Origin of the sequence: Streptomyces sp. NBC_00385, from assembly GCF_035917155.1 — a bacterium.
Taxonomy (GTDB): Bacteria; Actinomycetota; Actinomycetes; order Streptomycetales; family Streptomycetaceae; genus Streptomyces; species Streptomyces poriferorum.
On the sequence record NZ_CP107951.1, the window covers coordinates 8,257,224 to 8,280,860 of the forward strand.

Sequence of the window (23,637 nt, forward strand, 5' to 3'; positions counted from 1 at the left end):
AGGACGGTCACGGTGGAGAGCGGGGTCAGTTGCCGCCGGTGGCCCGGGGCGGTGCGGGAGGTGCCGGGATCAGTCCCACGGGCTTCGTGCCGTCAGGGGCGGCCTGTTCGGGCCGCGGTTCGCCGGCCGGCCGCTCGGAAGGCCCGACGGTGTCCGAGTCGTCGCGGTCCTTCGCGCTTGCGTGGTCGCCGTCGCCGGTGGCGTCCAGGCTGGTCTCGCGCAGCAGCGGCACCGACGAGACCACGGTGACCACCGCCGCGGCGCCGGCCAGGACCAGCCAGGTGCGGCTTCCGCCCATGGAGTCCACGAACGCACCCGCCATCACCGGTCCTGCGGAGGCGAGGCCGGCCATCAGCAGCCCGGTCGCCGTGCTGACCCTGCCCAGGAGGTCGCGGGGCGCCAGTACGAGGATGGCGCGGCCGACCACGATGCCGGCCGGAGGGCTGAAGAAGACGACCACGACCAGGACCGGGCCGATCGCCCAGGGCTGCGTGGTCGCGGAGAAGACGGCGAGTCCGAGTGCCCAGACGGTGCCGATGAGCAGGAACATCCGGCCGGCCGGGTTCCTCTTGATCAGCCACGGCGCCGCGGCCGCGCCGAGCAGCCCCCCGACGCCGGCGCAGGCCATCACCGCTCCGATCGCCGTCCCGCCGGCGCCGCTCTGGCGCAGGGAGACGACCATGGTCGTCTGGGCCGCCGCCGAGACGATGTTGATGCCCGCGGCGAAGAGCAGCGCGGCCAGCAGCGCCCGCTGGTGCGTGAGCCACCGCAGCCCGGCGGTGAGCCGGTTGTCGCGCTCGGTGTCCGGGACCTTCTGGGACGGCAGCGTGCCCATCCGCAGCAGCAGCAGCGCGGACACCCCGTACGAGGCCGCGTCGACCGCGAACGGGAGGATCGGGTCCAGGGTGAACAGCCAGCCGCCGAGGAACGGTCCGATCAGCGAACTCGACGCCATGGCGGTCTGGCTGCGGCTCAGCGCGTCGGTGAGATCCTTCTCCGGCACCACGTCGCGTACGGCGATCGTGGCCGCGGGGGAGAAGAGCGCGGTGGCCGCGCCCTCCACTATGGCCACACAGAGCAGATGCGTCTGGCCGAGCTCTCCCAGTCCCGACGCCAGCGGAATGCTGGCGAGCGCCACGAGCCGCACCAGATCGGTCCCGACCATGATCATGCGCCGGTCGAGCCGGTCGGCGAACTGGCCGGCGGGCAGGCGCAACAGCGTCCGGGTCACCATCGAACAGGTCGCCACCGTGCCGGCCTGGGCGGCGCTTCCGCCGATGGACAGCACGAGCAGCGGGAAGGCCAGCAACGACAGCTGGGAGCCGAGCGTGGACAGCGTAGAGCTGAGCCAGTACCGGCGGAAGTCGGGGTTGGTGCGCAGGATGCCGGCGCTCTTCATCCCAGCCGTCCGACGGCGTTGAGGCAGTCCAGGACACCGGCGTCGACCCGGTCCTGGAAGGTGGCGCGGACCGCCGCCTCCTCGTCGTACCGGTAGTGGTCGTGGCAGCTGACCCAGCGGCCCTCCGTCTGCTCGGCGGCCATATAGCCGTCGGTGAGGGTGCCGACCTCCATGCCGGGCTTGCCGGCGGTCTCCCAGCAACTGGCGAGGACACCATCGGCGTTGATGACCGCTCCGTAACGTCCGTCGCTGAAGGAGCAGGCCTGGCAGGGGACATGGGCACGTGGACGGGCCACCGCAAAGCCGAGTTCCAGCGCGCGGGCGTGCCAGCGGACGAAGTCGCCGACGAGGCCTTCCTCGTGCAGGAGGTTGTTCGCGTAACCGACGCCGACGTCGCCGACCCGCGCGAAGTGGATGCCGCAGCGGGCCGGATCGAGGCGGGTTCCGAGGCGCTCGACCAGCTCGTCCACGCCGTGCCGGTTGAGATGGGAGACGTTGACCCGCAGCATCCAGCGCAGCGAGGTCTTCTCGATGGCACGCGCGATGTTGGAGACGATGACGTCGAAGGTGCCGCCCCCGGAGCGCTTGACCCGGATGGAGTCGTGGTCGGCCCGGTCGCCGTCGAAGGTCACCTGGACGGAACCGAGACCCGCCGCGTTGAGCTCCTTGGCGATCAGCGGGGTCAGCAGGGTGCCGTTGGACGTCATCGACGCGGTGAGCGGGCCCAGCTCCCGCGCTCGGGTGAGCAGGTCGCGGCAGCCCCGCGGGTTGAGCAGCGGCTCACCGCCGAACAGCAGGAGCGCCAGCCGGTCCATCCCCGCCGCGTCCATGCGCTCGCGGGTGAAGTCCAGTACCTGTCCCACGGCTTCGGGCGTCAGGCGGGCGTGCTGGATCCGCGGCGGCCGGCTGCCGCCCTTGGGATCCTGCGCGGTGTTCTGGAAGCAGTAGCCGCAACCGAGGTTGCAGTCCGTGCTGGTCAGCACGGTGAGCGAGTACGAGGTGTAGGGCCGTACGTCGTACAGACCCGCCTCGCGCAGATAGCGTTCCGCCGAGGGCCGCAGGGTGCCGTCCTGGCCCACCTGGCCGGGCCGCATCAGCGCGTATCCGCCGGCGCCGAGGAACCACCACCCCCGGTCGGCTTGGATCAGACGGGCCCCGGCGGCGGGGACGGCGACAGACTGCGTACCGGGCACGGCAACCTCCGGGTCGGGGTGGTGGCATGAGCGGGTCGGCCGGGGAGGACCGGCCGGTTGACCGGATCAGGCGTTCTGCTCCTGGTGGACGCCGCACCACGGGGTGTCCTCGCCCTCCTCGGAGTGCGCGATCACCTCGGGCTCCTCGGTCTCGGTCGCCTCCTGGTGCACACCGCACCAGCCGACAGGCGCCTCGGAGTGCGCGATGACCTCGGGCTCCTCGGCCACCTCCTGGTGGATGCCGCACCAGCCGACAGGTGCCTCGACGTGTGCGACGACCTCGGGGGCGTCCTCGGCGGGGGTCTCGTTGGGCTCGACGTTCTCGGCCATGTTGGTCCTCCATACGACGGGCGATCGGGACGACGGACGACGGCGCTGCGCCGACCGCCAGGAAGCTAGGAGCAGGAGGTTCGGGACCGGTTCGCAGCCGGTTGTCCCGCGGTGAATCGTCCTGGTCGGCGCGTGGGTGAGCCGGTGCGGCGGCGGCGCGGGCATACCGCAATCCCACCGGGCGCGAACCGGCGGGCAACCGGCCGTTCCTAGGGTGCCCCCAGCACACTCCGCGACCGCGAGAGGACGCCTCCGGATGGACACCGAACCCGCCGTCACGGCTGCCGCGCCCGCGTCGGCAGGGCAGCAGCCGCTGCCGCAGCCGCTCGGAGCCGGCTTTCTGAAGCGGCCGGCCGAGGCGCTGGCCGGCATCCGGGAGACCTGTCCCGTGGCCCGCGTCAGGACGCCGGCCGGACGGCCTGTGTGGCTGGTGACCCGGGCCGAGGACGTGCGGGCCGGATTCCGGGACCCACGGCTCTCGTTGAGCGGCGGCAGTGTTCCCGACCCCGGCGTGCGCCGCCGCGCACTCGACCTGACGCTGGTCAACTACGACCCGCCCGATCACACGCGGATCCGCCGCCTGGCGACACCGGCTCTGACTCCGGCGCGTATGGCCGCCCACCGCGAGCGGATCGAGCGAACCGCCGGCGAACTCCTCCACGCGGCCGACGCGGCCCGCGGTGACGGCCCGGTCGAGCTGATGGACGCCTTCGCGCGCCCGCTCGCCTTCCGGTCGCTGTGCGAGGTCTTCGACGTGCCGGAGGAGGAGCGGGCCGCACTGTACGAACCGGTCGCCTGCCTCGCGGACAAGGCGGGCCGCACCGCCGCCACGATCGAGGAGAGCGTCGCCCGGATCGACGCGTTCGTGCGCTCCACGATGACCCTCCGTACCGCCGCGCCGGGTGATGATGTCGTCTCCCGCGTACTTGCCGCATGGCGTGAGCAGGGCGGTGCGACCGAGGACGAAGTGGCCTCCCTCCTGGCGATGCTGCTGCTGGCCGGTTTCGACAGCACCGTGCAGGCGATCGGTATGAGCGTGGTGGCATTGCTCGACCACCCCGAAGTGCAGCGGTCCCTGCGGGAGGAACCCGGGCGGATCCCGCGCGCGGTGGACGAGTTGCTGCGCTGGGACACTCCGGGGCCCTTCAGTACCAAGCGAGTGGCGCTGGAGGATGTCCGGTTCGGGTCCACGGTCGTTCCGGCGGGCAGCGGTGTCCTGCTGTCCGTGGCGGCGGCCAACCACGACCCCCGCTGCCATGCCGACCCCGGAACGCTGGATCCGGACCGGAGCACCGCGAGCCGCCACCTGACCTTCGGTCTGGGCCCGCACTACTGCCCCGGATCGGCGCTGGCCCGGCTGGAGCTCACGATCGCCCTGACCACCCTCCTCGGCCGCTGGCAGCGGCTTGCCCCAGCCGTGCCGTTGGACGAACTGACCTGGGGCGGCGGCTATCTGCACCGCCGTCTGGCCGCACTGCCCGTGCTCCCCTGCGGTCCCGCCTAGGTTTTGTCGTCAGACTGCCGTCTGCCGCGCGACGCCATGCACGCACTCTCGCCGCACCGGCCCCAGGCCCCGGTACGTCCAGTACCGGGACCTGGAGCCGGCACGCCGAGAGCACGCACCTGACGCCGCGCTGCCGGCCTTCGGGCGACGACGGCAGTTTGACGACAGGCCCCAGGACGTCTCGTCCGGTGACGCCGCGCCTCCGGACGGGGTTCCTACGGGCGCCGGACCCGGGCCTTCGCCGGCATCGGCTTGCCCACCTTGAGCGGCCGTAACTCAGGCCGTAACTCAGCTCGCAACTCAGGCAGTTGGTGAATCGATTCATCCCGCGTGGTGAAATTAACGGCCCACGCATGAGGAGTCAAGGCTTTTCGCCTGGCGGCGGGTGCGGTTGCCGGATCGTGTCGTCGCCGGTCCGGATCCGTCCACGTGGGTACGCCCCGGCAGTCCACTGTGGGCTGACAACGTTTTCTCCGGCCTCCTGACGTTTCGTGATGTTCAACGCGGAACACCTCTTGACGTGTTGATCGGGGCGGGGCTAGCTTCCCGGCTACTCCACTGAAACATTTCATGACGAGCCCTCTGGTCGCCACAAGCACGGGAGAACAGCCATGAAGCACCCCGAACCGGAGACGACCCCGGTACTCGCGCTGGAGGGGGTGAGCAAGTCCTTCGGTGCCGTAAGGGCGTTGCGCGGCGTGTCCCTGCGGCTGTACGCCGGAGAGGCCCATGCCCTGGCCGGTGAGAACGGTGCCGGCAAGTCGACGCTGATCAAGGTGCTCGCCGGTGTGCACCGCCCCGACACGGGAACCGTCCTGCTGGACGGCAGACCCGTGGGGTTCCACGGCCCGGCCGATGCCCGCGACGCCGGCGTCGCCGTGATCTATCAGGAGCCGACGCTCTTCCCCGACCTGACCGTCGCGGAGAACATCTTCGTGGGCCGTCAGCCCCGCCGCTCCTTCGGCCGGGTGGACCACCGTGCGGTCCGGCGGGCCGCAACGGAGCTGTTCGAACGCCTCGGCGTCGACCTCGACCCGGACCGGCCGGCGCGCGGGCTGTCGATCGCCGACCAGCAGCTGGTCGAGATCGCCAAGGCTCTCTCCTTCGACGCCCGCGTCCTGATCATGGACGAGCCGACCGCCTCTCTCACCGGCAGCGAGGTCGCCCGGCTGTTCGGCGTCGTCAGGACGCTCCGCACGCAAGGCGCGGCGGTGCTGTTCATCTCGCACCGTCTGGAGGAGATCTTCGCGCTCTGCCGGCGTGTCACCACCTTGCGCGACGGCGCCCTGATCTCCAGTGAACCGCTCGACGGGCTGAGCGAGGACGACCTCGTACGCCGGATGGTCGGCCGCGACCTGGACGAGCTCTACCCGAAGCAGCGCACGGAGATCGGTGAAGTGGCCCTCGGAGTACGCAGGCTGACCCGAGAGGGTGTCTTCACGGACGTATCCTTCGAAGTCCGGCGAGGCGAGATCGTGGGCCTGGCGGGGCTGGTCGGGGCGGGCCGCAGCGAAGTGGCGCGCGCCGTGTTCGGCGTCGACCGGTTCGACGGCGGTGAAGTCGAGGTCCTCGGCCGGAAGCTGCGCACGGGCGCTCCGAGCGCGGCGATGGCCGCGGGCCTCGCCCTCGTACCCGAGGACCGCCGGGCCCAGGGCCTGGTGATGGACATGTCCATCGAGCGGAACATCGGCCTCACGGGCTTCGCCACGACCACACGCGCCGGTCTGATGAACCGCGCCGCCGAACGCGACCGTGCGGTGGACTGGGCGGTCAGGCTCCAGGTCAAGTACGCGCGGCTCGCCCACGTCGTCGGCACGCTCTCCGGAGGCAACCAGCAGAAGGTCGTCCTCGCCAAGTGGCTGGCCACCTCCCCGCAGGTGCTGATCGTGGACGAGCCGACCAGGGGCATCGACGTCGGGACCAAAGCCGAAGTGCACCGGCTGCTCTCCTCGTTGGCCGCACAGGGAGTCGCGGTGCTGATGATCTCCTCCGACCTGCCGGAGATCCTCGGCATGGCAGACCGCGTGCTGGTGATGCACGAAGGCAGGCTGACCGCCGAGATCCCCGGATCCGAGGCGACCGAGGAGGCGGTGATGGCTGCGGCGACCGGCCGCGCCGACCGAGGAAGGACCGCGGCATGACCGTGACCGCAGACCCGGTGCGGCAGCAGCCCGCACCCCCGCCCGACGCCGCACGGCGACTCGTGGACAGGGTGTTCAAGGCCCGCGAACTGGCCGTCGTCCTCGTCCTCGTCCTGATGCTCGGCGCGACCCAGCTCTCCAACACCGCGTTCCTGTCCGAGCAGGGCGTCAAGGACCTGCTGCTGAACGCGACGATCCTCGTCCTGGTCGCCACCGGCCAGGCAGTCGTGGTGATCACCCGCAACGTGGACCTCTCGGTCGGCTCCGTCCTCGGCATCTGCGCCTTCGCCGCCGGCATCCATCTCCGGGACGGCGGCAGTCCACTGGTCGCCGTCCTGGTCGCCGTCGGTCTCGGCGCGCTCTTCGGCGTCCTCAACGGAGCCCTGGTGAGCCTGGGCAAGGTCCCCGCGCTCGTCGTCACCCTGGGCACCCTCTACATCGTCCGTGGCATCGACTCCATCTGGGTCGGCTCGCGCCAGATCACGGCCGACGCACTGCCCGCCGGCTTCGTCGATTTCGGCCACGACGGGATCTGGGTACTGCCCTACCTCGCCCTGCTCGCCACCGCCGTACTGGCCGGCGTCGCGTACTACCTGCGCAGCTACCACAGCGGACGCGACCTCTACGCCCTCGGCTCCAGCCCCGAGGCCGCCCGGCTCGCGGGCATTCCCGTCCGGGCGCGGATCATGACGGCGTACGTCCTGTGCGGCGCACTCGCCGGTCTCGCCGGAGCCCTCTATCTGGCCCGCTTCGGCAACGTCGACTCCGCCACCGGCAACGGATACGAGCTCACCGTGGTCAGCGCCGTCGTCGTCGGCGGAGTCGCCTTCACCGGCGGCTCCGGAACCGTATACGGCGCCGCCCTCGGCGCCCTCCTGCTCACCTCCATCAACAGCGTGCTCCCGGCCATCGGCGTCAGCTCGGTCTGGGTCACCGCGATCAACGGCTTCCTGCTGCTGCTCGCCATAGCCGCCGACCGGATCCTGGCCCTGCGGGTGGCCGCGGCGCTGCGCAAGAAGGCCGCACGGACGAGGAGCGCCCGCCATGCCTGACACCACCACCAAGGCCACGGCCCCCGCCGTTCAGCAACCGGCCCTCGCCCGCCTCGGGGGAGCGGTCCGCTGGGACACCGCCGTCGGCGCCCTGCTGCTGACGCTCCTGATCTGTTCGTTCACCTTCGTCGACAACTTCGGCAACGCGCTGAACCTCTCGTTCCTGATCGGCAACACCCTGCCGATCGCCCTGATCGCCCTGCCCATGACCATGCTGGTGGTCTCCGGAGAGGTCGACCTCTCCGTCGGCTCGACAGCAGGCCTGTCGGGGGCGGTGATGGGCGCGCTGTGGAACGCCGGCATGACGATCGAGGCGATCATTCCGCTGTGCCTGCTGCTCGGTGTCGTCTGCGGTCTGATCAACGGAGTGCTGGTCACCCGGCTCGGACTGCCCTCCCTCGCCGTGACCATCGGCACCATGGCCGCCTACCGCGGTATCGCACAGATCGTCCTCGGCTCCGACTCCGTCACCGACTTCCCCACCCAGTACCTCGACTTCGGCGCGGGCCGGATAGGCGGCACCTTCATCCCGTACGCCGCCGTCCCCTTCACCGTGCTGCTCGCCGTGGCCGTCGTGGTCCTGCACGCCACACCGACCGGCCGTTCGCTGTTCGCGACCGGCGCCAGTGAGGAGGCGGCGAGGTTCGCGGGCATCCGGGTCAAGCGGCTCAGACTGTCCATGTTCGTGACCACCGGACTGATCTCCTCGCTGACCGGCGTCTTCTGGGCGCTGCACTACGCGAGCGCCCGCTACGACAACGCCACCGGCCTCGAACTGTCCGTCATCGCGGCGGTGCTGCTCGGCGGCATCGACTTCGACGGCGGCAAGGGGACCCTGGGCGGAGCCGTCGCCGGTGTGCTGCTGCTCGGCACACTGCAGAACGTCATGAGCCTGATCAACGTCTCCGCCCAGTCCCAGATCGTGGTCACCGGCGTCCTCCTGGTGATCTCGGTGCTCGCCCCCCGGGTCGGCCGCCAGGTCTCCGAGTCCCGGGCCCGCAGGAGAACCGGGGCCACGGTCGTCCCGCCCCCGCCCCGTACCTCCTGAATGCCGGGCGCCGCCCGGTCCGCAGGCTCCCGATGCCGCACCAGTGCGGAGCCGCACCGACCCGCACCTACCACGTCACCGTCCGGACATCCGCACGCCAGCCCCTGCCGCTCGCGGCAGCGAAAGGAACCCGTCATGTACGGCCCCACCGCCAAAAGCGCCCGGCTGACCGCAGCTCTCGCCGTCACCGCCGTTCTCGCCCTCGGTGCCACCGCCTGCTCCGGCACCACCAAGGACTCCGCGAACAAGGAGGCCGGCCCGGCCGCTGCCACCGGCAAGGCGGATCCGAACAAGGCCATCACGAAGGGTCTTACGGTCGCCTTCCTGCCCAAGCAGGTCAACAATCCCTACTTCACCACGTCGGACGGCGGCGGCAAGAAGGCCGTGGAACAGCTCGGCTCCACGTACAAGGAGGTCGGCACCAGCAGTGGCACCGACACATCCGGACAGGTCTCGTACGTCAACACCCTCACCCAGCAGCAGGTCGACGCCATCGCCGTCTCCGCACAGGATCCGGGCGCCCTGTGCACGGCACTGAAGCAGGCGATGAAGAACGGCGTCAGCGTCGTGACGTACGACTCCGACACGCAGACCGGCTGCCGTCAGGCGTTCGTCTCCCAGGCCAGTGCCGAGGACCTGGGCCGTACCCAGATCCAGTTGCTGGCGAAGCAGATCGGGGGCAAGGGCGAGATCGCGATCCTCTCGGCGGCCCAGACGGCCACCAACCAGAACACCTGGATCGCCTTCATGAAGGACGAGCTGAAGAAGCCCGAGTACAAGGACATCAAGCTGGTCAAGACCGCCTACGGCGACGACGACGCCCAGAAGTCCTTCCAGCAGACCCAGGGGCTGCTTCAGGAGTACCCCGGCCTGAAGGGGATCGTTTCCCCCACCACGGTCGGCATCAAGGCGGCCGCCCAGTACCTGTCCGGCTCCAAGTACCGGGGCAAGGTCAAGCTGACCGGCCTGGGCACCCCGAACGACATGCGCGCCTACGTCAAGAACGGCACCGTCGAGGCCTTCGAGCTCTGGGACCCGGCGAAGCTCGGCGCCCTCGCCGCCCATACGGCCGTCGCCCTGGAGTCCGGCCGGATCACGGGTGCCGAGGGGGAGACCTTCACCGCAGGCGATCTGGGCAGGTTCACGATCGGGAAGGACGGCGTTGTCCTGCTCGGGAAGCCGACCGTCTTCGACCGGGCCAACATCGATCAGTTCACGTTCTGAGCCCGGGGCGTTCGCGACTCCTGTCATCGCGGGGCAAGCTGGACGGGAAAGCGGTGGACACATCGGTGTGAAGGAGGCGGTGGCGTGAACGCCACTGTTGAGCTCCGGGTCGGGCGACGCAGGATCGCCGTGAAGCGGGCCGGGAAGGAGCTGTTCCCGCAGGACGGCATCACCAAGGCCGATCTCGTCGAGCACTACCGGCGGGTGGCACCGCGCATGCTGCCCGAGTTGCGCGGCCGTCCCCTGATGCTCGAGCGGATGCCGGACGGCATCGAGGGAGACCGCTTCTACCAGAAGGAGGTGTCCGGCTACTTCCCCGACTGGATCCGGCGCGCGGCGGTGGCCAAGAAGGGTGGGGAGGTCACGCATGTGCTGTGTGACGACACCGCGACCCTGGTCTATCTCGCGAGCCAGGCGTGTATCACCCCGCACCGCTGGCTGAGCCGCGCCGACCGTCCGCGACGTCCCGACCGCCTCGTCTTCGATCTCGACCCGCCCTCCGACGACTTCGAGCCCGTACGGCGTGCGGCCCATCGGGTGCGGGAACTGCTGGAGGAGCTGGACCTTCCCTCGGGCCTGATGACGACAGGATCACGTGGCCTGCACGTCGTCGTCCCGCTGAACAGGCGGGACGACGTGGACGACGTGCTGACGTTCGCCCGCACGGCCGCGGAGACGCTGGCAGCACGCCATGCGCAGGAGTTGACGACGGAGCCCCGTAAGGACGCCCGTGGAGGACGGCTCTATCTGGACGTCGCCCGCAACGGCTACGCGCAGACGGTCGTCGCGCCGTTCGCCGTCCGGTCCCGGCCCGGCGCTCCCGTCGCGGTGCCGCTGGCCTGGGACGAACTGGACACCCCCGGCCTGACAGCCCGCCGCTGGACGGTGACCGACCTCGGCGACCGCCTCGACGAGGACCCGTGGGCGGGACTCGCGCGCCACGCCCGGGGCCTGGCCACGGCGACCCGGCGGCTGCGGGAAGGGACGACCGGGAGCCCGTCCTGAGGCGAGGACGGCCGGACGGTGACCGGAACCCGCGACCGCACCACGCAACGGGTACGCCTTGGCTCACCCCTTCGAGCCGCCGCCGGTTTCCTCCAGCTGGGAGAGCGGCCTCGCGATGTCCTCCAGGGAACGCTGCTCGGCGTCGACGGCGAGGAAGGCCGCGACGATGCCGGCCGCGCACATCAGCCCCGCCCCGATGCAGAAGGCGAGGGCGGTGTCGCGCGGCACGCCCGACTCGGTGAGGTCGGCGAAGATGAGCGGGCCGCTGATCCCGCCGACGGCCGTACCGACCGCGTAGAAGAAGGCGATGGCCATGGCCCTGGTCTCCATCGGGAAGACCTCGGAGACGGTCAGGTAGGCGCTGCTCGCTCCCGCCGAGGCGAAGAACAGCACCACGCACCAGCACGCGGTCAGGGTGGTGGCATTGAGCGAACCCCGGTCGAAGAGCCAGGCCGTGATGAAGAGCAGGATGCCCGGCACGATGTAGGTGGCTGCGATCATGATGCGCCGTCCGATCGTGTCGAACAGCTTGCCGAGTACGAGTGGTCCGACGAAGTTCCCGGCAGCGATCACCGCGAAGTAGTAACCCGTTTGACCGCTCTCGACGTCGAAGAACGTGGTGAGGATCGCGCCGAAGCCGAAGGTGATCGCGTTGTAGAGGAAGGCCTGCCCGATGAAGAGGGACAGCCCGAGCACCGCGCGCTTGGGGTAGCTCCGGAAGACCGTTTTCGCGATGAGGCCGAAGCCGATGCTCTTGCGCTCGTGGATCGTGATCTCACCCGCCGGCGGCGGCAGCTTCTCGTGACGCTGTTCCTCGATCTCCCGTTCGACCGATCCGACGAGCTTGTCGGCGTCCTGGCCGTGCCCGTGGATGAACTGCCACCGCGGACTCTCCGGCACGTGCCGCCGGACGAGCAGGATCACGAGGCCCAGGACCACGCCCAGGGCGAATGTGAGCCGCCAGCCCAGGTCCTTCGGGAAGTAGTCCGTGTTCAGCATGACGATCGACAGCAGCGCCCCGCCGACCGCGCCCAGCCAGTAGCTGCCGTTGATGATGAGGTCGACCCGGCCCCGGTACTTCGACGGGATCAGTTCGTCGATCGCCGAGTTGATGGCCGCGTACTCCCCACCGATGCCGAAGCCGGTGAGGAAGCGGAAGAGGAAGAACCACCACGCGCTGAAGGACAGGGCGGTCATCGCGGTCGCGGCGAGATAGACCGCGAGCGTCACCATGAACAGCTTCTTACGGCCGTACCGGTCCGTGAGCCAGCCGAAGAACAGTGCTCCCGAGCAGGCCCCCGCCACGTAGAGGGCCGCCGCCAGGCCGGTGACCTGGGCGGACGTGATGGCCAGGCCCGAGCCCTCTTCCGACAGCCGGCTCGCGATGTTGCCGACCGTCGTCACTTCCAGCCCGTCGAGGATCCACACCGTGCCGAGGCCGATGACGATCATCCAGTGCCAGCGTGACCAGGGCAGCCGGTCCAGCCGCGCCGGGACGGCCGTGGTGACCACACCGATCCCGGAATCACCCGGCGCTGCCGTTCCCTCCCTGTCTCCGGGCTCCTCCGATGCGTCGGGGCTGCTCACAGCGGTTCCCTCCTCGTCCCGGGCGGCGGGGGTGCCGCGTGGCCGCAGTGCATCCAATATCGGCCAGGTGCCCGGTTGCCGCCGCCGCACACACGGGGCCGCTCGGCCACACGGGGTGCGTGCGCCCGAGCGGGCTCCGCGGAGGGCCGCCCCGGTACGGCGGAGTCAGCCGGCGCGCTCCTCCAGCAGCCGTTCGGGGACGAATCCCGCATCGGCGAGCCGTTGCCAGAGCTCGTCCGGAATCGGGAAGCGGGAAGCTGCCACGTTCGCCGTGACCTCCGCCGCCGAACGGCAGCCGAGGACGACGGAGTCCACGGCACCGTGCAGCAGGGGGAACTGGATCGCTGCCGCGGTCAGCGGCACCTCGTACGCCTCGCACAGGGCCCGGCACTGCCGGGCCCGCTCCAGTGACGCAGCGGGAGCAGGACGGTAGTTGAACATGGCCCCGGGCGCGGGGTCGGCCAGCAGGCCGGTGTTGAAGACACCGCCGACGACCACCGAGGTGCCCGTCCTGGCGCACAGCGGCAGCAGCTCGGTGAGCGCCTCGTGGTCGAGCAGCGAGAGACGGCCCGCGACGAGTACGACATCGACCTCGAACTCCGCCACGTACGAGGCGAGCGGACCGCTGTGGTTCATGCCGAATCCGATGGCCTTGACCAGGCCTTCCTCGCGCAGTCTGCGCACCGCCGGATAGGCCGTGCGGCGGATCTCGTCCGGGTGGTTGTCAGGGTCGTGCAGATACAGGATGTCGACGCTGGAGCGGCCCAGGCGGGCCAGGCTCGACTCCAGGGATTCCCGGATGCCGCGCTCGGTCCAGTCGGTGATCACCTCGCCCGGTGAGCCGTCCGGCCGGGGGCGCAGCAGCCAGCCCGTCTTGGTGGAGATCACCGGGGCGGCGCCCCCGGCGGAGGGGAGCAGCCGGCCCAGGCGCCGCTCGGCGAGGCCGTGTCCGTAGCGGGGAGCGGTGTCGACGTACGACATTCCGCCCTCGGCCGCCGCCTTGAGGGTCGCGGCGGCTTCCTCGTCGCTGACGTCCTCGAAGAGACCGCCCAGGGGAGCGGTGCCCAGACCGAGGCGGGGCAGGGTGAAGGGCAGCCGGTTGGCTGCCGGTCGGTCGGTCATGCCGTCTCCCACGGTGAGGCACAGGCCGCGCGGCCCGCGCGCAGGGTCATGGTCAGGGTCAGCCGGATCCGCGCGTTCCCGGGCAGGCCTACGCGGACGTACGGTCCGCCGACCGGCTGGGCGGGGCCGTCGTCCACGCGGACGGCCGCGACATGGTGCTCGGCGAACGAACCCGCCTGCACCAGCAGGGAACGCGCCGCACCGCCGAGGTTCACCAGCTCCACCACCGTGTGATCCGGGCGGATGTCGGAGACGAGCGCGGCGACGTCCGGCGGAAGGCCGGGGCGGCGGGCGTCCGCGTCGTGGTAGCGCACGTGCAGGTGGGCCAGTCCGCCGTTGTAGAGCACCTGCGGAGAGCCGGTCGTCAGCTGCAACAGGGCCTCGGTCACCACGGGGTTGAGGTGCTGCCAGTGGTGGATGTCCAGCGCGTCCGGGCCGACCGCCGGGTCGACGGTGTCGTTCTCGATGGCCTCCACGCGCTCGGCGCAGCTCGCCAGGGCGCTGCGCAGCATCCGCTCGGGATAGTGCGGGTTCCGCCCGTGCAGGAACTCGTACCAGGGCTCCTCATGGCCCGCCTCGTCCTTGATCCGCTGCGTGTGCACGGCCGTCCAGTCCCAGCGGGACGCTTCCCGCAGCTGCTCGATCCGCTCCCGGTCGGCCTCGTCGCGGCTGAAGTGCCAAAGCGCGAGAGGAAGTTGTCCCGGCATGACGGTGTAGTCGAACCAGCCGGAGTCGTTGTGCCGCTGTGGAACCATGAGGGTGCGTTCGTCCGTCATGGCGCGCAGGTGCGGCTCCCAGCGCTCGCCCAGCGTGCCCATCTCCGCCGCGCCGCGCTGCTCGGCGTGGGACATCACGACGTCGAGCGGATTGCGCGCGAGGTCCAGGAAGCCCCGGTCCCCGGTGAGAAGGGTCGCGTTGGCCGCGCCGATGACGGTGGCGCTGCCGACGGGGGAGAGGCCGTGCGGCCAGGACCATCCGTAGTGGCCGCCGTACCAGCGGCCGTCCAGGTACTCACCCACCACACCGTTCAGGCCGGCGTTGTCGGGCACGACCGCACGGCCGTCGAGCCGCTCCTGCCACGCGCCGACGTACTCGGCCACCCAGTCCGCGTAGCGCTGCTCGCCACTGAGCAGAAACGCCTGGGTCGCGAGGCCCGTGGCCGCGAGGTTCACGATCGTGTCACCGCGGCCCATCCGTTCCCACATCGCCCGGCCGTACGCCCGGGCTCGCTCGGGGGACGCCTCCAGGTCATCGAAGGACGCGAGGTCGTCGACCCCGTCCAGCGGCATACCGTACGGGCGCAGGGCCGGGCTCCACGGGAAGTAGGGCTCCTCGTCGCTGAAGCCGAACCGTGGACCCGCCGAGCCGTTGTGCGGGGCGCGCACCACGCGGTGTCGCGGGTCGTAGTTGGGCCCGCCGGGAAGGTAGAAGTCGGCGAAGCGCAGGGCGAGTTTGCGCAGCTCCCTGTCGTCCGGGTCGGCGAGGCACAGGCCGTAGAAGAGGAGCAGTCCCTCGCCCTGGTGGAACCAGTCGTAGCCCCGCTCCAGGCCGTCGACGAGCATGCCCATGTCGGTGAGCTGCGCGGTGACACCGCTCCAGTGCCGCCGCGCGGCCGCCAGCAGATCCGCATCTCCGCCGAGCAGGTACAGCATCGGCCAGTTGAAGAACGGCTCGTAGAAGTCGTCCACCCCGTCCCGGCCGTCCAGCCCCCGGCCGAGCGTGTCACGGAAGACGAGGCGGCCGTCGCCCTCGGTGTAGCGGTCGGCGAAGAGCCGCCAGGCCTTGTCCTGGAAGGCGAACAACTGCCGTTCCAGCTCTGCCCATCGGGGGATGTCGGTAACGGTAAGGGTCGCGTTCAGCAGAGGCCCGTGTGCCTCCGCCCCTGTATGTGTGCCGCCGGTCCGCTCAGGCCCGAGCATCGAGAACACCTGCTCCCTCGTCACGTAAGCATTGAATAATCGCCCATCGATAGCCGATGGTTAGACTCACCGGCGGGGAGCCGACGTGTCAATACTCAGGAGCTGCCCCGCAAGCCCGAGGAGGAGGCGCACCGTGATCGACTGCCACGTCCACCTGTGGGATCCGGCCGGGGGATTCCCGTGGATCAAGCCCGGCAGTGAGCACCATCACCCCTTCGGGGAGGCTGACTTGGAGCGCTCGGGCGCGGGTCTCGGACTGGCCGGCGCGATCCTCGTCGAAGCGTCGCGCGGAGACGCGGGAGAGACGCGCGCGCTGCGCGAACTGCGCCTGCGCCGCCCGGACCTGGTCGCCGGGTACGTGGCCAACCTGCACGTCCACGGCGCTGACGGGCCAGGCCCGTTCCGTGCCCTGCTGCACGAGTGGGGTGCCTCGCGTCCGAACGGGATGCGGCTCGGCGGAACCTCCTGGGCGGACACTCCCGGGGCGGCCCGCGCGCTCGTCCCCGTGCTGGCCGCAGAAGGGGCGGTCCTCGAGCTCAACCTGCATCAGGGGGCGTTGAGGACGGCGGCCGACGTCATCGCCCGGCATCCGGACCTGAAGGTCGTCGTCGACCACCTGGGCAACCCCCCGGACCCGCGCACGCCCGAGGTGGGGGAGTGGTACCGCGACGTCGAGCGCGCAGCCGAGGGAACGGGGGCGGTGGTGAAGATCTCCGGGCTGCTCACCCAACAGCACGGCGCACCTCCGCAGCGCGTCGCACACATGGTGCGGCACGTCGTGGACACCTTGGGCCCGGACCGCTGCCTCATCGGCTCGGACTGGCCGATCTGTCTGCCACGGGGCTCCCGGGCCGACTCGCTCGCGGCGTCCAGGCTCGGCCTGGCGCACCTGACGGACGACCAGCGCGATCGCGTCCTGCGGACGACGGCGGTCCGCGTGTACGGACTCGACAGCTGACCGTCCGCCCGGTTGACAGTGTTCGAACGCCCCTGATTCGATTCCCTCGATGATCGATAGGCGATGATCAGCGGCCGACTCGGCATCGCCGAGAGCAGGCCCCGACCTCCGCGGAGATGCTCATGGCACAATTCGACCTTCCCCTGGACGAGCTGGAGCGTTACCGTCCGGCTCTCGCCGAGCCCGACGACTTCGACGTCTTCTGGCAGGAAACCCTTGCCCGGCACGAGGACATCGGCCTCGCGGTCTCGTTCGAGCCGGTGACGAACGGGCTCGTCACGATCGACACCTTCGATGTGACCTTCGCGGGCTACGGCGGTCACCCCGTGCGCGGCTGGCTCCACCTGCCGGTGACCCGCACGGGCCCGCTGCCGGCCGTCGTGGAGTACCTGGGCTACGGCACCGGGCGGGGAGCGCCCCACGAGACTCGCCTGTGGGCGGACGCGGGCTATGCGCACTTCGTCATGGACACCCGCGGCCAGGGCGCCGAGACCCCCGACGCCGACCCGGCCACCGGTGACATCGCGGCGCCCGGCTTCCTCACCCGCGGCGTCCTCGACCCGCGCCGCTACTACTACCGGCGCCTCTACACCGACGCGGTGCGTGCCGTGGCCGCGGCGCGCACGCACCCGGACGTCGACCCGGCCCGTGTCGTGGTCACCGGAACCAGTCAGGGCGGCGGCATCACGCTCGCCGCCGCGGGCCTCGTCCCGGACCTCGTGGCCGTCATGCCGGACGTGCCGTTCCTGTGCCACTTCCCGCGCGCCACGACGATCACCGACATGCCCCCGTACGACGAGGTCACCCGGTTCGTGAAGCGGCACCGGGAGCACGCGGCCACGGTGGCCCGCACCATGTCCTACTTCGACGGGGCCGCCCTGGCCCGGAGGGCGAATGCGCCGACCCTGTTCTCGGTCGGGCTGATGGACCGCGTCTGCCCGCCCTCCACGGTGTACGCGGCGTTCAACCATTACGGCGCCCAAGCGAACGTGGATCAGTCCGACAAGCAGATACGGGTCTATCCGTTCAACGACCACGAAGGCGGCGGGGCCGCCCATGAGGTAGTCAAATTGGAGTGGCTGGCCGATCAGCTGGAAACCTCGGTGTGACTCCATCGAGAGAGGACGGGCGCGTATTATGTCGCAACTGACGTGCCCCAGGGCAGGATTGGGAATTCATGGCATCACATGCGTCCGGTGGGTTCGTCTCCACGCTGGCCACCAACAAGGACCGGTTCCGCAAGACCCTGATCTCGGACCAGGTGTACGACCTGCTCCGCCAGGCCGTCGTCGAGGGGGATCTCGCACCGAACGACCGCGTGGTCGAATCCGAGATCGCCCGGCGGCTCGGCGTGAGCCAGGCCCCGGTGCGAGAGGCCGTCAAGAGGCTGGCCCGTGAGGGCCTGTTCACGCACGTCCCGCGCCGCGGCCATTTCGTCGTCGAGATCTCCTCGCGGGACGCGGAGTACGCACGTCAGGTACGCGAACCACTGGAGAGCCTGGCCGCACAGCTCGCCGCCGAGCACATCACCGAGGACCAGCTGGCCGAGCTCGACGCGCAGGTCGAGAGGATGCACGAGGCGGTCGCCACGAACGACGTCAGCAGTTTCCGCGACGCCGACATCGAGTTCCACACCCTGGTGAGCCGGTTCGCGGGCAATCCGTTCCTGGCCCGCATGTGGGAGGTCATCGAGCCGAGTCTGCGCACCCTGCGGGCCATCTCCGACCCGCTCTTCGACGGTGACCGGCGTGCCATGGCCGAAGAACACGGGCGCCTTGTCGGCCTGTTGAGGTCCCGGGAGCCTGCCAAGGCGGCCCAGGCGTTCGCCGACCACGCCGCCGGCCGGGGACCCGTTCCCGACGCACGGGAGACGAAGCGGCCGCGCAAGAAGGCCGCGGCGACGAAGCGGACGACGGCCGGGAAGACCGCGCCGAAGCCGACCTGACCGAACAGCCGGGGCCCGGTCCGCAACCTCCGGACCGGGCCCCCGTGCGTGCCGGGTGCGGGCTACCGGCGGGCACCCGCCGTCCACGTGGGCGCCCCGTACTGGTAGGCGCCCAGACTCGGCACCGCGTCCGTGGAGCCGTCGTTGATCCCCAAAAGCGCGAGCGCCTGACCGCGTGCGGGGGATCCGGCGGTGAGCCGGTAGTCGTGGTTCGCCGCGTCGACGAACAACGGGTCGGTCTCCGCGGGAAGGTTGTGGGAGAGGACCAGCCCGCCGTCGGTGGCGCCGGCCAGGCCCCGGATCGTTCCGACGTTGTTGTAGATCTCGGTTCCGGTCGACTGCCCCGGCTCCTTCACGTAGAACAGCGTCATACCGCCGGTGTTGTTGTAGACGCCGTTGTCGTGCGATCCGGTACCCAGACCGTTGAGCATCACCGTGCCCTCCCGGTTGCCCCAGCCCACGTTGTTCGCGATCACGAGGTCGCTCTGGCCGTTGTCCGCGTAGACCCCCGAGATGCCGAACGTGGTCGAGGTGGTGGCGGGAGCCGGGTCGTGGAGCACGTTGTGGTCGATGGAGGTGCCCATCATCCAGGCACTGCAGCAGGTGTAGATCGCGGCGACGTCCAGGCTCATACGGGCGTAGCCGGAGATGTCGTTGTACGCGATCAGGTCCTTGCCCGGGGTGAGGCCCGCGACCTCGTTCCACTGGAGGTTGATGCCGCTGCGGCCGACCCGGGAGATCGTGTTGTGCGTGACCGTCTGGCTGTTGCCCTGTACGGCGATGCCCGCCGCGTAGGTGCCCATGTAGTCGACGTCGTGGATCACGTTGTCGGTGGCGGTGTTGTTCTGTCCGCGGAGCGCGATGCCGTTCCCCGCGCTCAGCGACAGATCACTGTTCACGATCCTGTTCCGGGTGCCGTCGAGGACGATGCCGCTGTCGCCGACGCCCCGTGTCACCGTGCTGCCGCAGTCCGTCGCGCCCCGGGTGATGTCCGTGTAGTGCGAGAGATACCGGCCGTCGATGCCGTCCAGGGTGACACCGGTGCTGGAAGGGCCCGTGGTGATGGTGGTGGCGAACAGGCCGATGCCGTCGATCGTCGTGTGAGAGGTGTCCGTCAGGTCGAAGCCGAGGGTGCGCCGCTTGGCCTCGACGGTGTGGGTGTCCGGGTCGTCGGTGCTGTAGACGTACAGGCGCTTCGCCGCCGGGTCGTAGAACCACTCGCCCGGATGAGCGAGTTCGCCGATCTTCCCGGAGAGCGCGTACCGGGTCTCCTCGGGAACGACCTTGTGGACGCACGGCGGCGCCGCGTCCAGCGTCACGGAGCCGACGGCGGAGCTCTTGACCGTGGTCGTGGCCGACACGTACCAGTAGCCGGTGAGGGCACGCGCACCGTCCCAGTACCCTGCCGGGCGGGTGAGATCGGCGTCCGCGACGGTGGCGTCCGCGCTGCCCGCACCGGCGTACTGGAGCGACGGACCGAGCAGGTCGAGGCCGGGATAGGGCCACTGGGCCTCGACGCCCATCTTCCGGTCGGTGAAGACCTGCACCGTCGTCACGTCCGGGCCGAGGTCGGCGCTGGTGCTGTAGATGTGCCCGTCCGCCACGGCGTCGCTGAACTGCGAGCCGGCGGCGAACGGGTCGGTCGCGGCGATCTCGGTGACGTCGGCGGCGGTGACAGGATCGAAGCCGCCGATCCGGGAGGCACCGCTCACCGTCACCTTCGCGCCCGGAGCGGCGCGATAGGTGAGGGGCAGTTCGGCGGTGCCGGAACGAGCCGGCACGACCGTCTCCTCGTACGTCCCGGACAGGACCAGGCAGGTGTCGCCCGGCACCATCACGTCGGCGCACTTCTGGATGTGCCGGAACGGGGTTTTGTCGCTCCTCCCGTCCGCCGTGTCCTGGCCGGACGGAGCGACGTAATAGGTGTGCCCCGCCCTGGACGTGACCGGATGGGCTGCGGCGGGATGTCCTACCGCGACCATGGCCAGCGACGCGAACAGGACGGCCGCGGTCCACGGTCCTCCACGGGACCCTCGGTTCGGGTTTCTCAGCACGCGTGGTCCTTTCTCGGCTCTCGTTTCTTGTTCGGACGGGAAGGGGCACGCCGGCCCCGGTCAGCCCTTCACGGCGCCCACGGTGAGACCGCTGATGATGTGGCGCTGCATATAGATGAAGAAGATGACGACGGGCGCGATGGCGAGCAGAAGGTTGGGGAACACCTTCGTCAGATCGGTCGAGTACTGGCTGATGCCGGCGTAGACCGCCGTCGTCACCGTGTAGTGCCCGGACGACGGGCTCAGCAGGATCTGCGGTGAGATGAAGTCGTTCCAGATTCCTATCGAGTTGAGGATGAGCACGGTGACCACCGCAGGGCGCATCAGCGGGAAGACGATGGCCCAGAACGTCCGGAAGCGGCCCGCACCGTCGATCGTGGCGGCATGGTCGATGTCCACCGGAATGGTGCGGATGAAGCCGACGAACAGGAAGATGCTCACCGGCAGCGTGGATGCCACGTCGTGCGCGACCAGGCCGGTCACGGTGTTGGCCAGCCCGATCTCGCGCAGCACGTAGATCACCGGGATGATCACAGCGGCGCCCGGGATGAACGTGCCGGCCAGGAAGTACAGCAGGACCAGCTGGGTTCGCCGCTTGAGGCTGCGCGCGATCGCGTACGCGGCGGGGCCGGCGAGCAGGATGCACAGCACGTCGACGAGCACGACGAGGAACAGCGTGAAGCCGTAGCCGTCGATGACGTTGAACTGCGGGCTGCTGATCGCGGCTGACATGTGCTCGAAGGTCAGCCCGCTCAGCGGGATCGAGAAGGGGTTGTCGAGGATGTCCTGCTGCGACTTGAAGGCGTTCACCACAAGCAGGTAGACGGGCACGATCATCACGACGAGGAGCACACCTAGCAGCGCCCACCGTGCGGGCGAGCGAGGCTCCTTGCGCTCCGGTTCACGCGCTTGTGCGCCCTTGGCCGGCGCGGCCTTCGGCCTGTCGCGGACCTCTGCTTCCAGTACGACCACCAACGGCTCCTAACTTCCTGTCGCGGCCTGGTCCTGGCGGTTGCGCAGTGCCGTCACCACGAGGGCGAGCACCGCGGAGACCACCATCAGGAACACGGCCTGCGCGGTCGCGTATCCGACTTTGGTGCCCTCGAACGAACGGGCGAGAATGAGATAGGTGAAGGTCTGCGTCGACCCGGCCGGACCGCCGCCGGTGAGGCTGACCACGATGTCGTAGGCCCTGATGAGTCCCACCAGGTTCAGCACCGTCGCCACGGTCACCACGGGCGCGATCATCGGGATCACGATCCGCTGATTGATCTGCCGCTTGGAGGCGCCGTCGATCGCCGCCGCCTCGAGCAGCTCGGCCGGCACCGTCTGCAGCGCGGCCACGAACAGAACGACGTTGAAGCCGAACCCCGCCCACACGATCACGCCGATCAGTGAGATCAGGGCGAACTGCTCGTCGAAGAGGAACCCGAGCGGTTCGATGCCGAACTTGGCCAGCGTGTTGTTGATGGCGCCGTTGGTGCCGAGGATCGCCGCCCACAGATAGCCGAGGATCAGCGCGCTGATGACGTGCGGGAAGTAGGCGACGGCCCGGAAGAAGGAGTTCGTGCGCGAACGGCCCTTGAGCGCCAGCGCGTACACGAGCCCCAGGCCCACCATGAGGACGGTGCCCGCTGTGGCGATCAGCGCTGTCACGTACCAGGCGTCCGACGAACTCGGGTCGTCGAACAGGTGCTTGTAGTTGTCCAGCCCGATGAACGCGGCGGTGGAGAAGCCGTCCCAGTCGGTCAGGCTGAGATAGACCGCGACACCCACCGGCACGACGGTCATCACCGTGTACAGGAGGACGGCCGGACCCATCATCGCGAAGGACACGGCCGACTCGCGCAGCCTCGCCCGACGCCGCGCCTGCCGGTCGGGCCCTGCGGTCAGCTCTGCGAGTTCCACCACTTGTCCAATCCGCCGGCCACGTCCTCGGGGGAAGCGCCTGTGTACAGGGACTGGATCTGCTTGTTGAGCTCGTCGCTGAAGCCGGTGATCGGCTGGCTCTCACCGGACTTCACGATGACCGACGGTGCCTTGTCGAGGATCTGCTGTACGGAGGTGCCGAGGCTGGACATCGGGTAGGTGAAGCCTTCGCGCAGGTTGCCGTCGGAGGCGAGCTGGCTCTTGATTGCCTCCGGATCGGTGGTCGCCCACTTCACGAACTCGATCGCCTCGGCCTTGTGACGCGACTTGTTCACGACGACGTACGGGTTCGAGATGTTGCCGAACTGGCCGGACGGATAGGACCCGTCGGTCGGCATGGGGAACACGCCGATGTCGTCACTCTTCTTCGCGGCGTCCGCGGCGGGCACGAAGAACGAGCCCATGACGTACATCGCGGACTTGCCGTTCAGGAACGCCGTCTGGCCGTCCGCGTAGGTGAGGCCGAGCGCGCTCTTCTCCAGATAGTCCTCGTCGATCCAGCTCTTGTAGTGCTCCAGGTAGGGCAGGTAGCCGCTCTCCGCGAAGGAGCCCTTGCCCTGGTTGCGCTCGACCGTCCACCGGGGATCGGCGGTGAGCACGCCCGCGTCGGCCATCATCGAGAACTGGGCCCCGGTGACCCACTGCCCGGCAGTCTGCAGCGGCTTGTAACCGGCGTCCTTCAACTCACCCATGGCCGACGTGAACTGATCCATCGTCCTGATCTGCGCCGCGTCGAGCCCCGCCTTCGCGAAGGCGGCCTTGTTGTAGAAGACGAGCGACTGTATCTGCTCACCCACACCCACCACGTAGTGCTTGCCGTCGAGGGCGTACTGGTCCGTCAGCGGTGTCTTCGCGGTCCAGGGCTGGTCCGACAGGTCCGCGAAGAGCGAAGCGTTGTCGGGGGTCGGCGTGATCTGCTGCGCGACGTCCGGCGGATCGCCCGCTGCCAGGTCCTGCCTCAGCTTCGCGTCCGGCGAGATCGTGCCGGTCAGTTCGAGCTTGATGTTCACGCCGGGGTGAGCCTTCTCGTACCCGGCGAAGAGGTCGTTCCAGTACTTCTCCGTCAGGTTGGGGGTGATGTTCACGATGACGCGGAGGGTCGTGCCCTCCGACGCCTGGTCGGACCCGCCACCGCAGGCGACGGCCGACGCCATCACCAGGGGAGCCACGGCGAGCCCGCAAGCGCGGCGCCACATTGTTTTCATCGGGACACGCTCCGTTGCGTAG

Annotated in this window: 19 protein-coding genes; 9 read left to right on the top strand and 10 right to left on the bottom strand. The window is 69.8% G+C overall.

The window, feature by feature from the left end:
- Window positions 1-25 precede the first annotated feature (25 nt).
- The 3 genes from OG959_RS36515 to OG959_RS36525 form a co-directional block, all read right to left on the bottom strand.
- Window positions 26-1,399 carry an MFS transporter gene (locus OG959_RS36515; protein ID WP_326665467.1) on the bottom strand — a complete coding sequence of 458 codons (1,374 nt, stop codon included), beginning with the start codon at window positions 1,397-1,399 and terminating at the stop codon, window positions 26-28.
- Complete coding sequence (locus tag OG959_RS36520) at window positions 1,396-2,592, bottom strand: radical SAM protein (RefSeq protein WP_326665469.1); 1,197 nt, start codon at window positions 2,590-2,592, stop codon at window positions 1,396-1,398. Before OG959_RS36520 ends, OG959_RS36515 begins: the two co-directional genes overlap by 4 nt.
- 66 nt (window positions 2,593-2,658) lie before the next feature.
- Complete coding sequence (locus tag OG959_RS36525) at window positions 2,659-2,922, bottom strand: hypothetical protein (RefSeq protein WP_326665470.1); 264 nt, start codon at window positions 2,920-2,922, stop codon at window positions 2,659-2,661.
- A 256-nt stretch (window positions 2,923-3,178) separates the two neighbouring features.
- On the opposite strand from OG959_RS36525, the gene OG959_RS36530 reads away from it, so the two are divergent.
- From OG959_RS36530 to ligD, 6 genes are all read left to right on the top strand, one after another.
- Window positions 3,179-4,426 carry a cytochrome P450 gene (locus OG959_RS36530; protein ID WP_326665472.1) on the top strand — a complete coding sequence of 416 codons (1,248 nt, stop codon included), beginning with the start codon at window positions 3,179-3,181 and terminating at the stop codon, window positions 4,424-4,426.
- 611 nt (window positions 4,427-5,037) lie between these two features.
- Window positions 5,038-6,567 (top strand): sugar ABC transporter ATP-binding protein, encoded by a 1,530-nt coding sequence (locus OG959_RS36535; RefSeq protein ID WP_326665473.1) that lies wholly within the window; start codon window positions 5,038-5,040, stop codon window positions 6,565-6,567.
- Complete coding sequence (locus tag OG959_RS36540; protein WP_326665474.1) at window positions 6,564-7,619, top strand: ABC transporter permease; 1,056 nt, start codon at window positions 6,564-6,566, stop codon at window positions 7,617-7,619. Before OG959_RS36535 ends, OG959_RS36540 begins: the two co-directional genes overlap by 4 nt.
- Entirely contained in the window at window positions 7,612-8,667 is a 1,056-nt protein-coding gene (locus OG959_RS36545) for an ABC transporter permease (protein ID WP_326665476.1), read from the top strand. Before OG959_RS36540 ends, OG959_RS36545 begins: the two co-directional genes overlap by 8 nt.
- Window positions 8,668-8,802: 135 nt before the next feature.
- The gene (gene rhaS, locus OG959_RS36550; RefSeq protein ID WP_326665477.1) at window positions 8,803-9,891 is read left to right on the top strand and encodes a rhamnose ABC transporter substrate-binding protein; all 1,089 of its coding nucleotides are present in this window, start codon (window positions 8,803-8,805) and stop codon (window positions 9,889-9,891) included.
- 84 nt (window positions 9,892-9,975) lie between these two features.
- Window positions 9,976-10,896 (top strand): non-homologous end-joining DNA ligase, encoded by a 921-nt coding sequence (ligD, locus tag OG959_RS36555; RefSeq protein WP_326665478.1) that lies wholly within the window; start codon window positions 9,976-9,978, stop codon window positions 10,894-10,896.
- 63 nt (window positions 10,897-10,959) lie between these two features.
- Here ligD and OG959_RS36560 read toward each other — a convergent pair whose 3' ends face one another.
- The 3 genes from OG959_RS36560 to OG959_RS36570 form a co-directional block, all read right to left on the bottom strand.
- A complete protein-coding gene (locus OG959_RS36560; protein WP_442805767.1) occupies window positions 10,960-12,348 on the bottom strand; it encodes an MFS transporter in 1,389 nt (462 codons plus the stop codon).
- 300 nt (window positions 12,349-12,648) lie between these two features.
- Window positions 12,649-13,605: an aldo/keto reductase gene (locus tag OG959_RS36565; RefSeq protein ID WP_326665479.1), complete on the bottom strand. Its 957-nt coding sequence runs from the start codon at window positions 13,603-13,605 to the stop codon at window positions 12,649-12,651.
- A complete protein-coding gene (locus OG959_RS36570) occupies window positions 13,602-15,548 on the bottom strand; it encodes a hypothetical protein (RefSeq protein WP_326665480.1) in 1,947 nt (648 codons plus the stop codon). The genes OG959_RS36565 and OG959_RS36570 overlap by 4 nt, the downstream gene beginning before the upstream one ends.
- 109 nt (window positions 15,549-15,657) lie before the next feature.
- Between OG959_RS36570 and OG959_RS36575 the strand changes: the two genes are divergently transcribed.
- The 3 genes from OG959_RS36575 to OG959_RS36585 all read left to right on the top strand — a co-directional run bounded on the left by OG959_RS36575 (window position 15,658) and on the right by OG959_RS36585 (window position 18,427).
- The gene (locus tag OG959_RS36575; protein ID WP_326665481.1) at window positions 15,658-16,482 is read left to right on the top strand and encodes an amidohydrolase family protein; all 825 of its coding nucleotides are present in this window, start codon (window positions 15,658-15,660) and stop codon (window positions 16,480-16,482) included.
- 122 nt (window positions 16,483-16,604) lie between these two features.
- Window positions 16,605-17,591, top strand: coding sequence for an acetylxylan esterase (locus tag OG959_RS36580; RefSeq protein WP_326665482.1), 987 nt, complete (start codon window positions 16,605-16,607; stop codon window positions 17,589-17,591).
- Window positions 17,592-17,659: 68 nt separating this feature from the next.
- Complete coding sequence (locus tag OG959_RS36585) at window positions 17,660-18,427, top strand: GntR family transcriptional regulator (RefSeq protein WP_326665483.1); 768 nt, start codon at window positions 17,660-17,662, stop codon at window positions 18,425-18,427.
- Window positions 18,428-18,489: 62 nt separating this feature from the next.
- On the opposite strand, the gene OG959_RS36590 is transcribed toward OG959_RS36585, so the two are convergent.
- From OG959_RS36590 to OG959_RS36605, 4 genes are read right to left on the bottom strand one after another with little or no spacing between them, the layout of a single operon-like run.
- Window positions 18,490-20,481, bottom strand: a complete 1,992-nt coding sequence (locus OG959_RS36590) for a right-handed parallel beta-helix repeat-containing protein (RefSeq protein WP_326665484.1) — start codon at window positions 20,479-20,481, stop codon at window positions 18,490-18,492.
- 60 nt (window positions 20,482-20,541) lie between these two features.
- Complete coding sequence (locus OG959_RS36595) at window positions 20,542-21,453, bottom strand: carbohydrate ABC transporter permease (RefSeq protein WP_326665485.1); 912 nt, start codon at window positions 21,451-21,453, stop codon at window positions 20,542-20,544.
- A 9-nt stretch (window positions 21,454-21,462) separates the two neighbouring features.
- Window positions 21,463-22,392 carry a carbohydrate ABC transporter permease gene (locus OG959_RS36600; RefSeq protein WP_326665486.1) on the bottom strand — a complete coding sequence of 310 codons (930 nt, stop codon included), beginning with the start codon at window positions 22,390-22,392 and terminating at the stop codon, window positions 21,463-21,465.
- A complete protein-coding gene (locus OG959_RS36605; RefSeq protein ID WP_326665487.1) occupies window positions 22,371-23,615 on the bottom strand; it encodes an ABC transporter substrate-binding protein in 1,245 nt (414 codons plus the stop codon). Before OG959_RS36605 ends, OG959_RS36600 begins: the two co-directional genes overlap by 22 nt.
- Window positions 23,616-23,637: the final 22 nt, after the last annotated feature.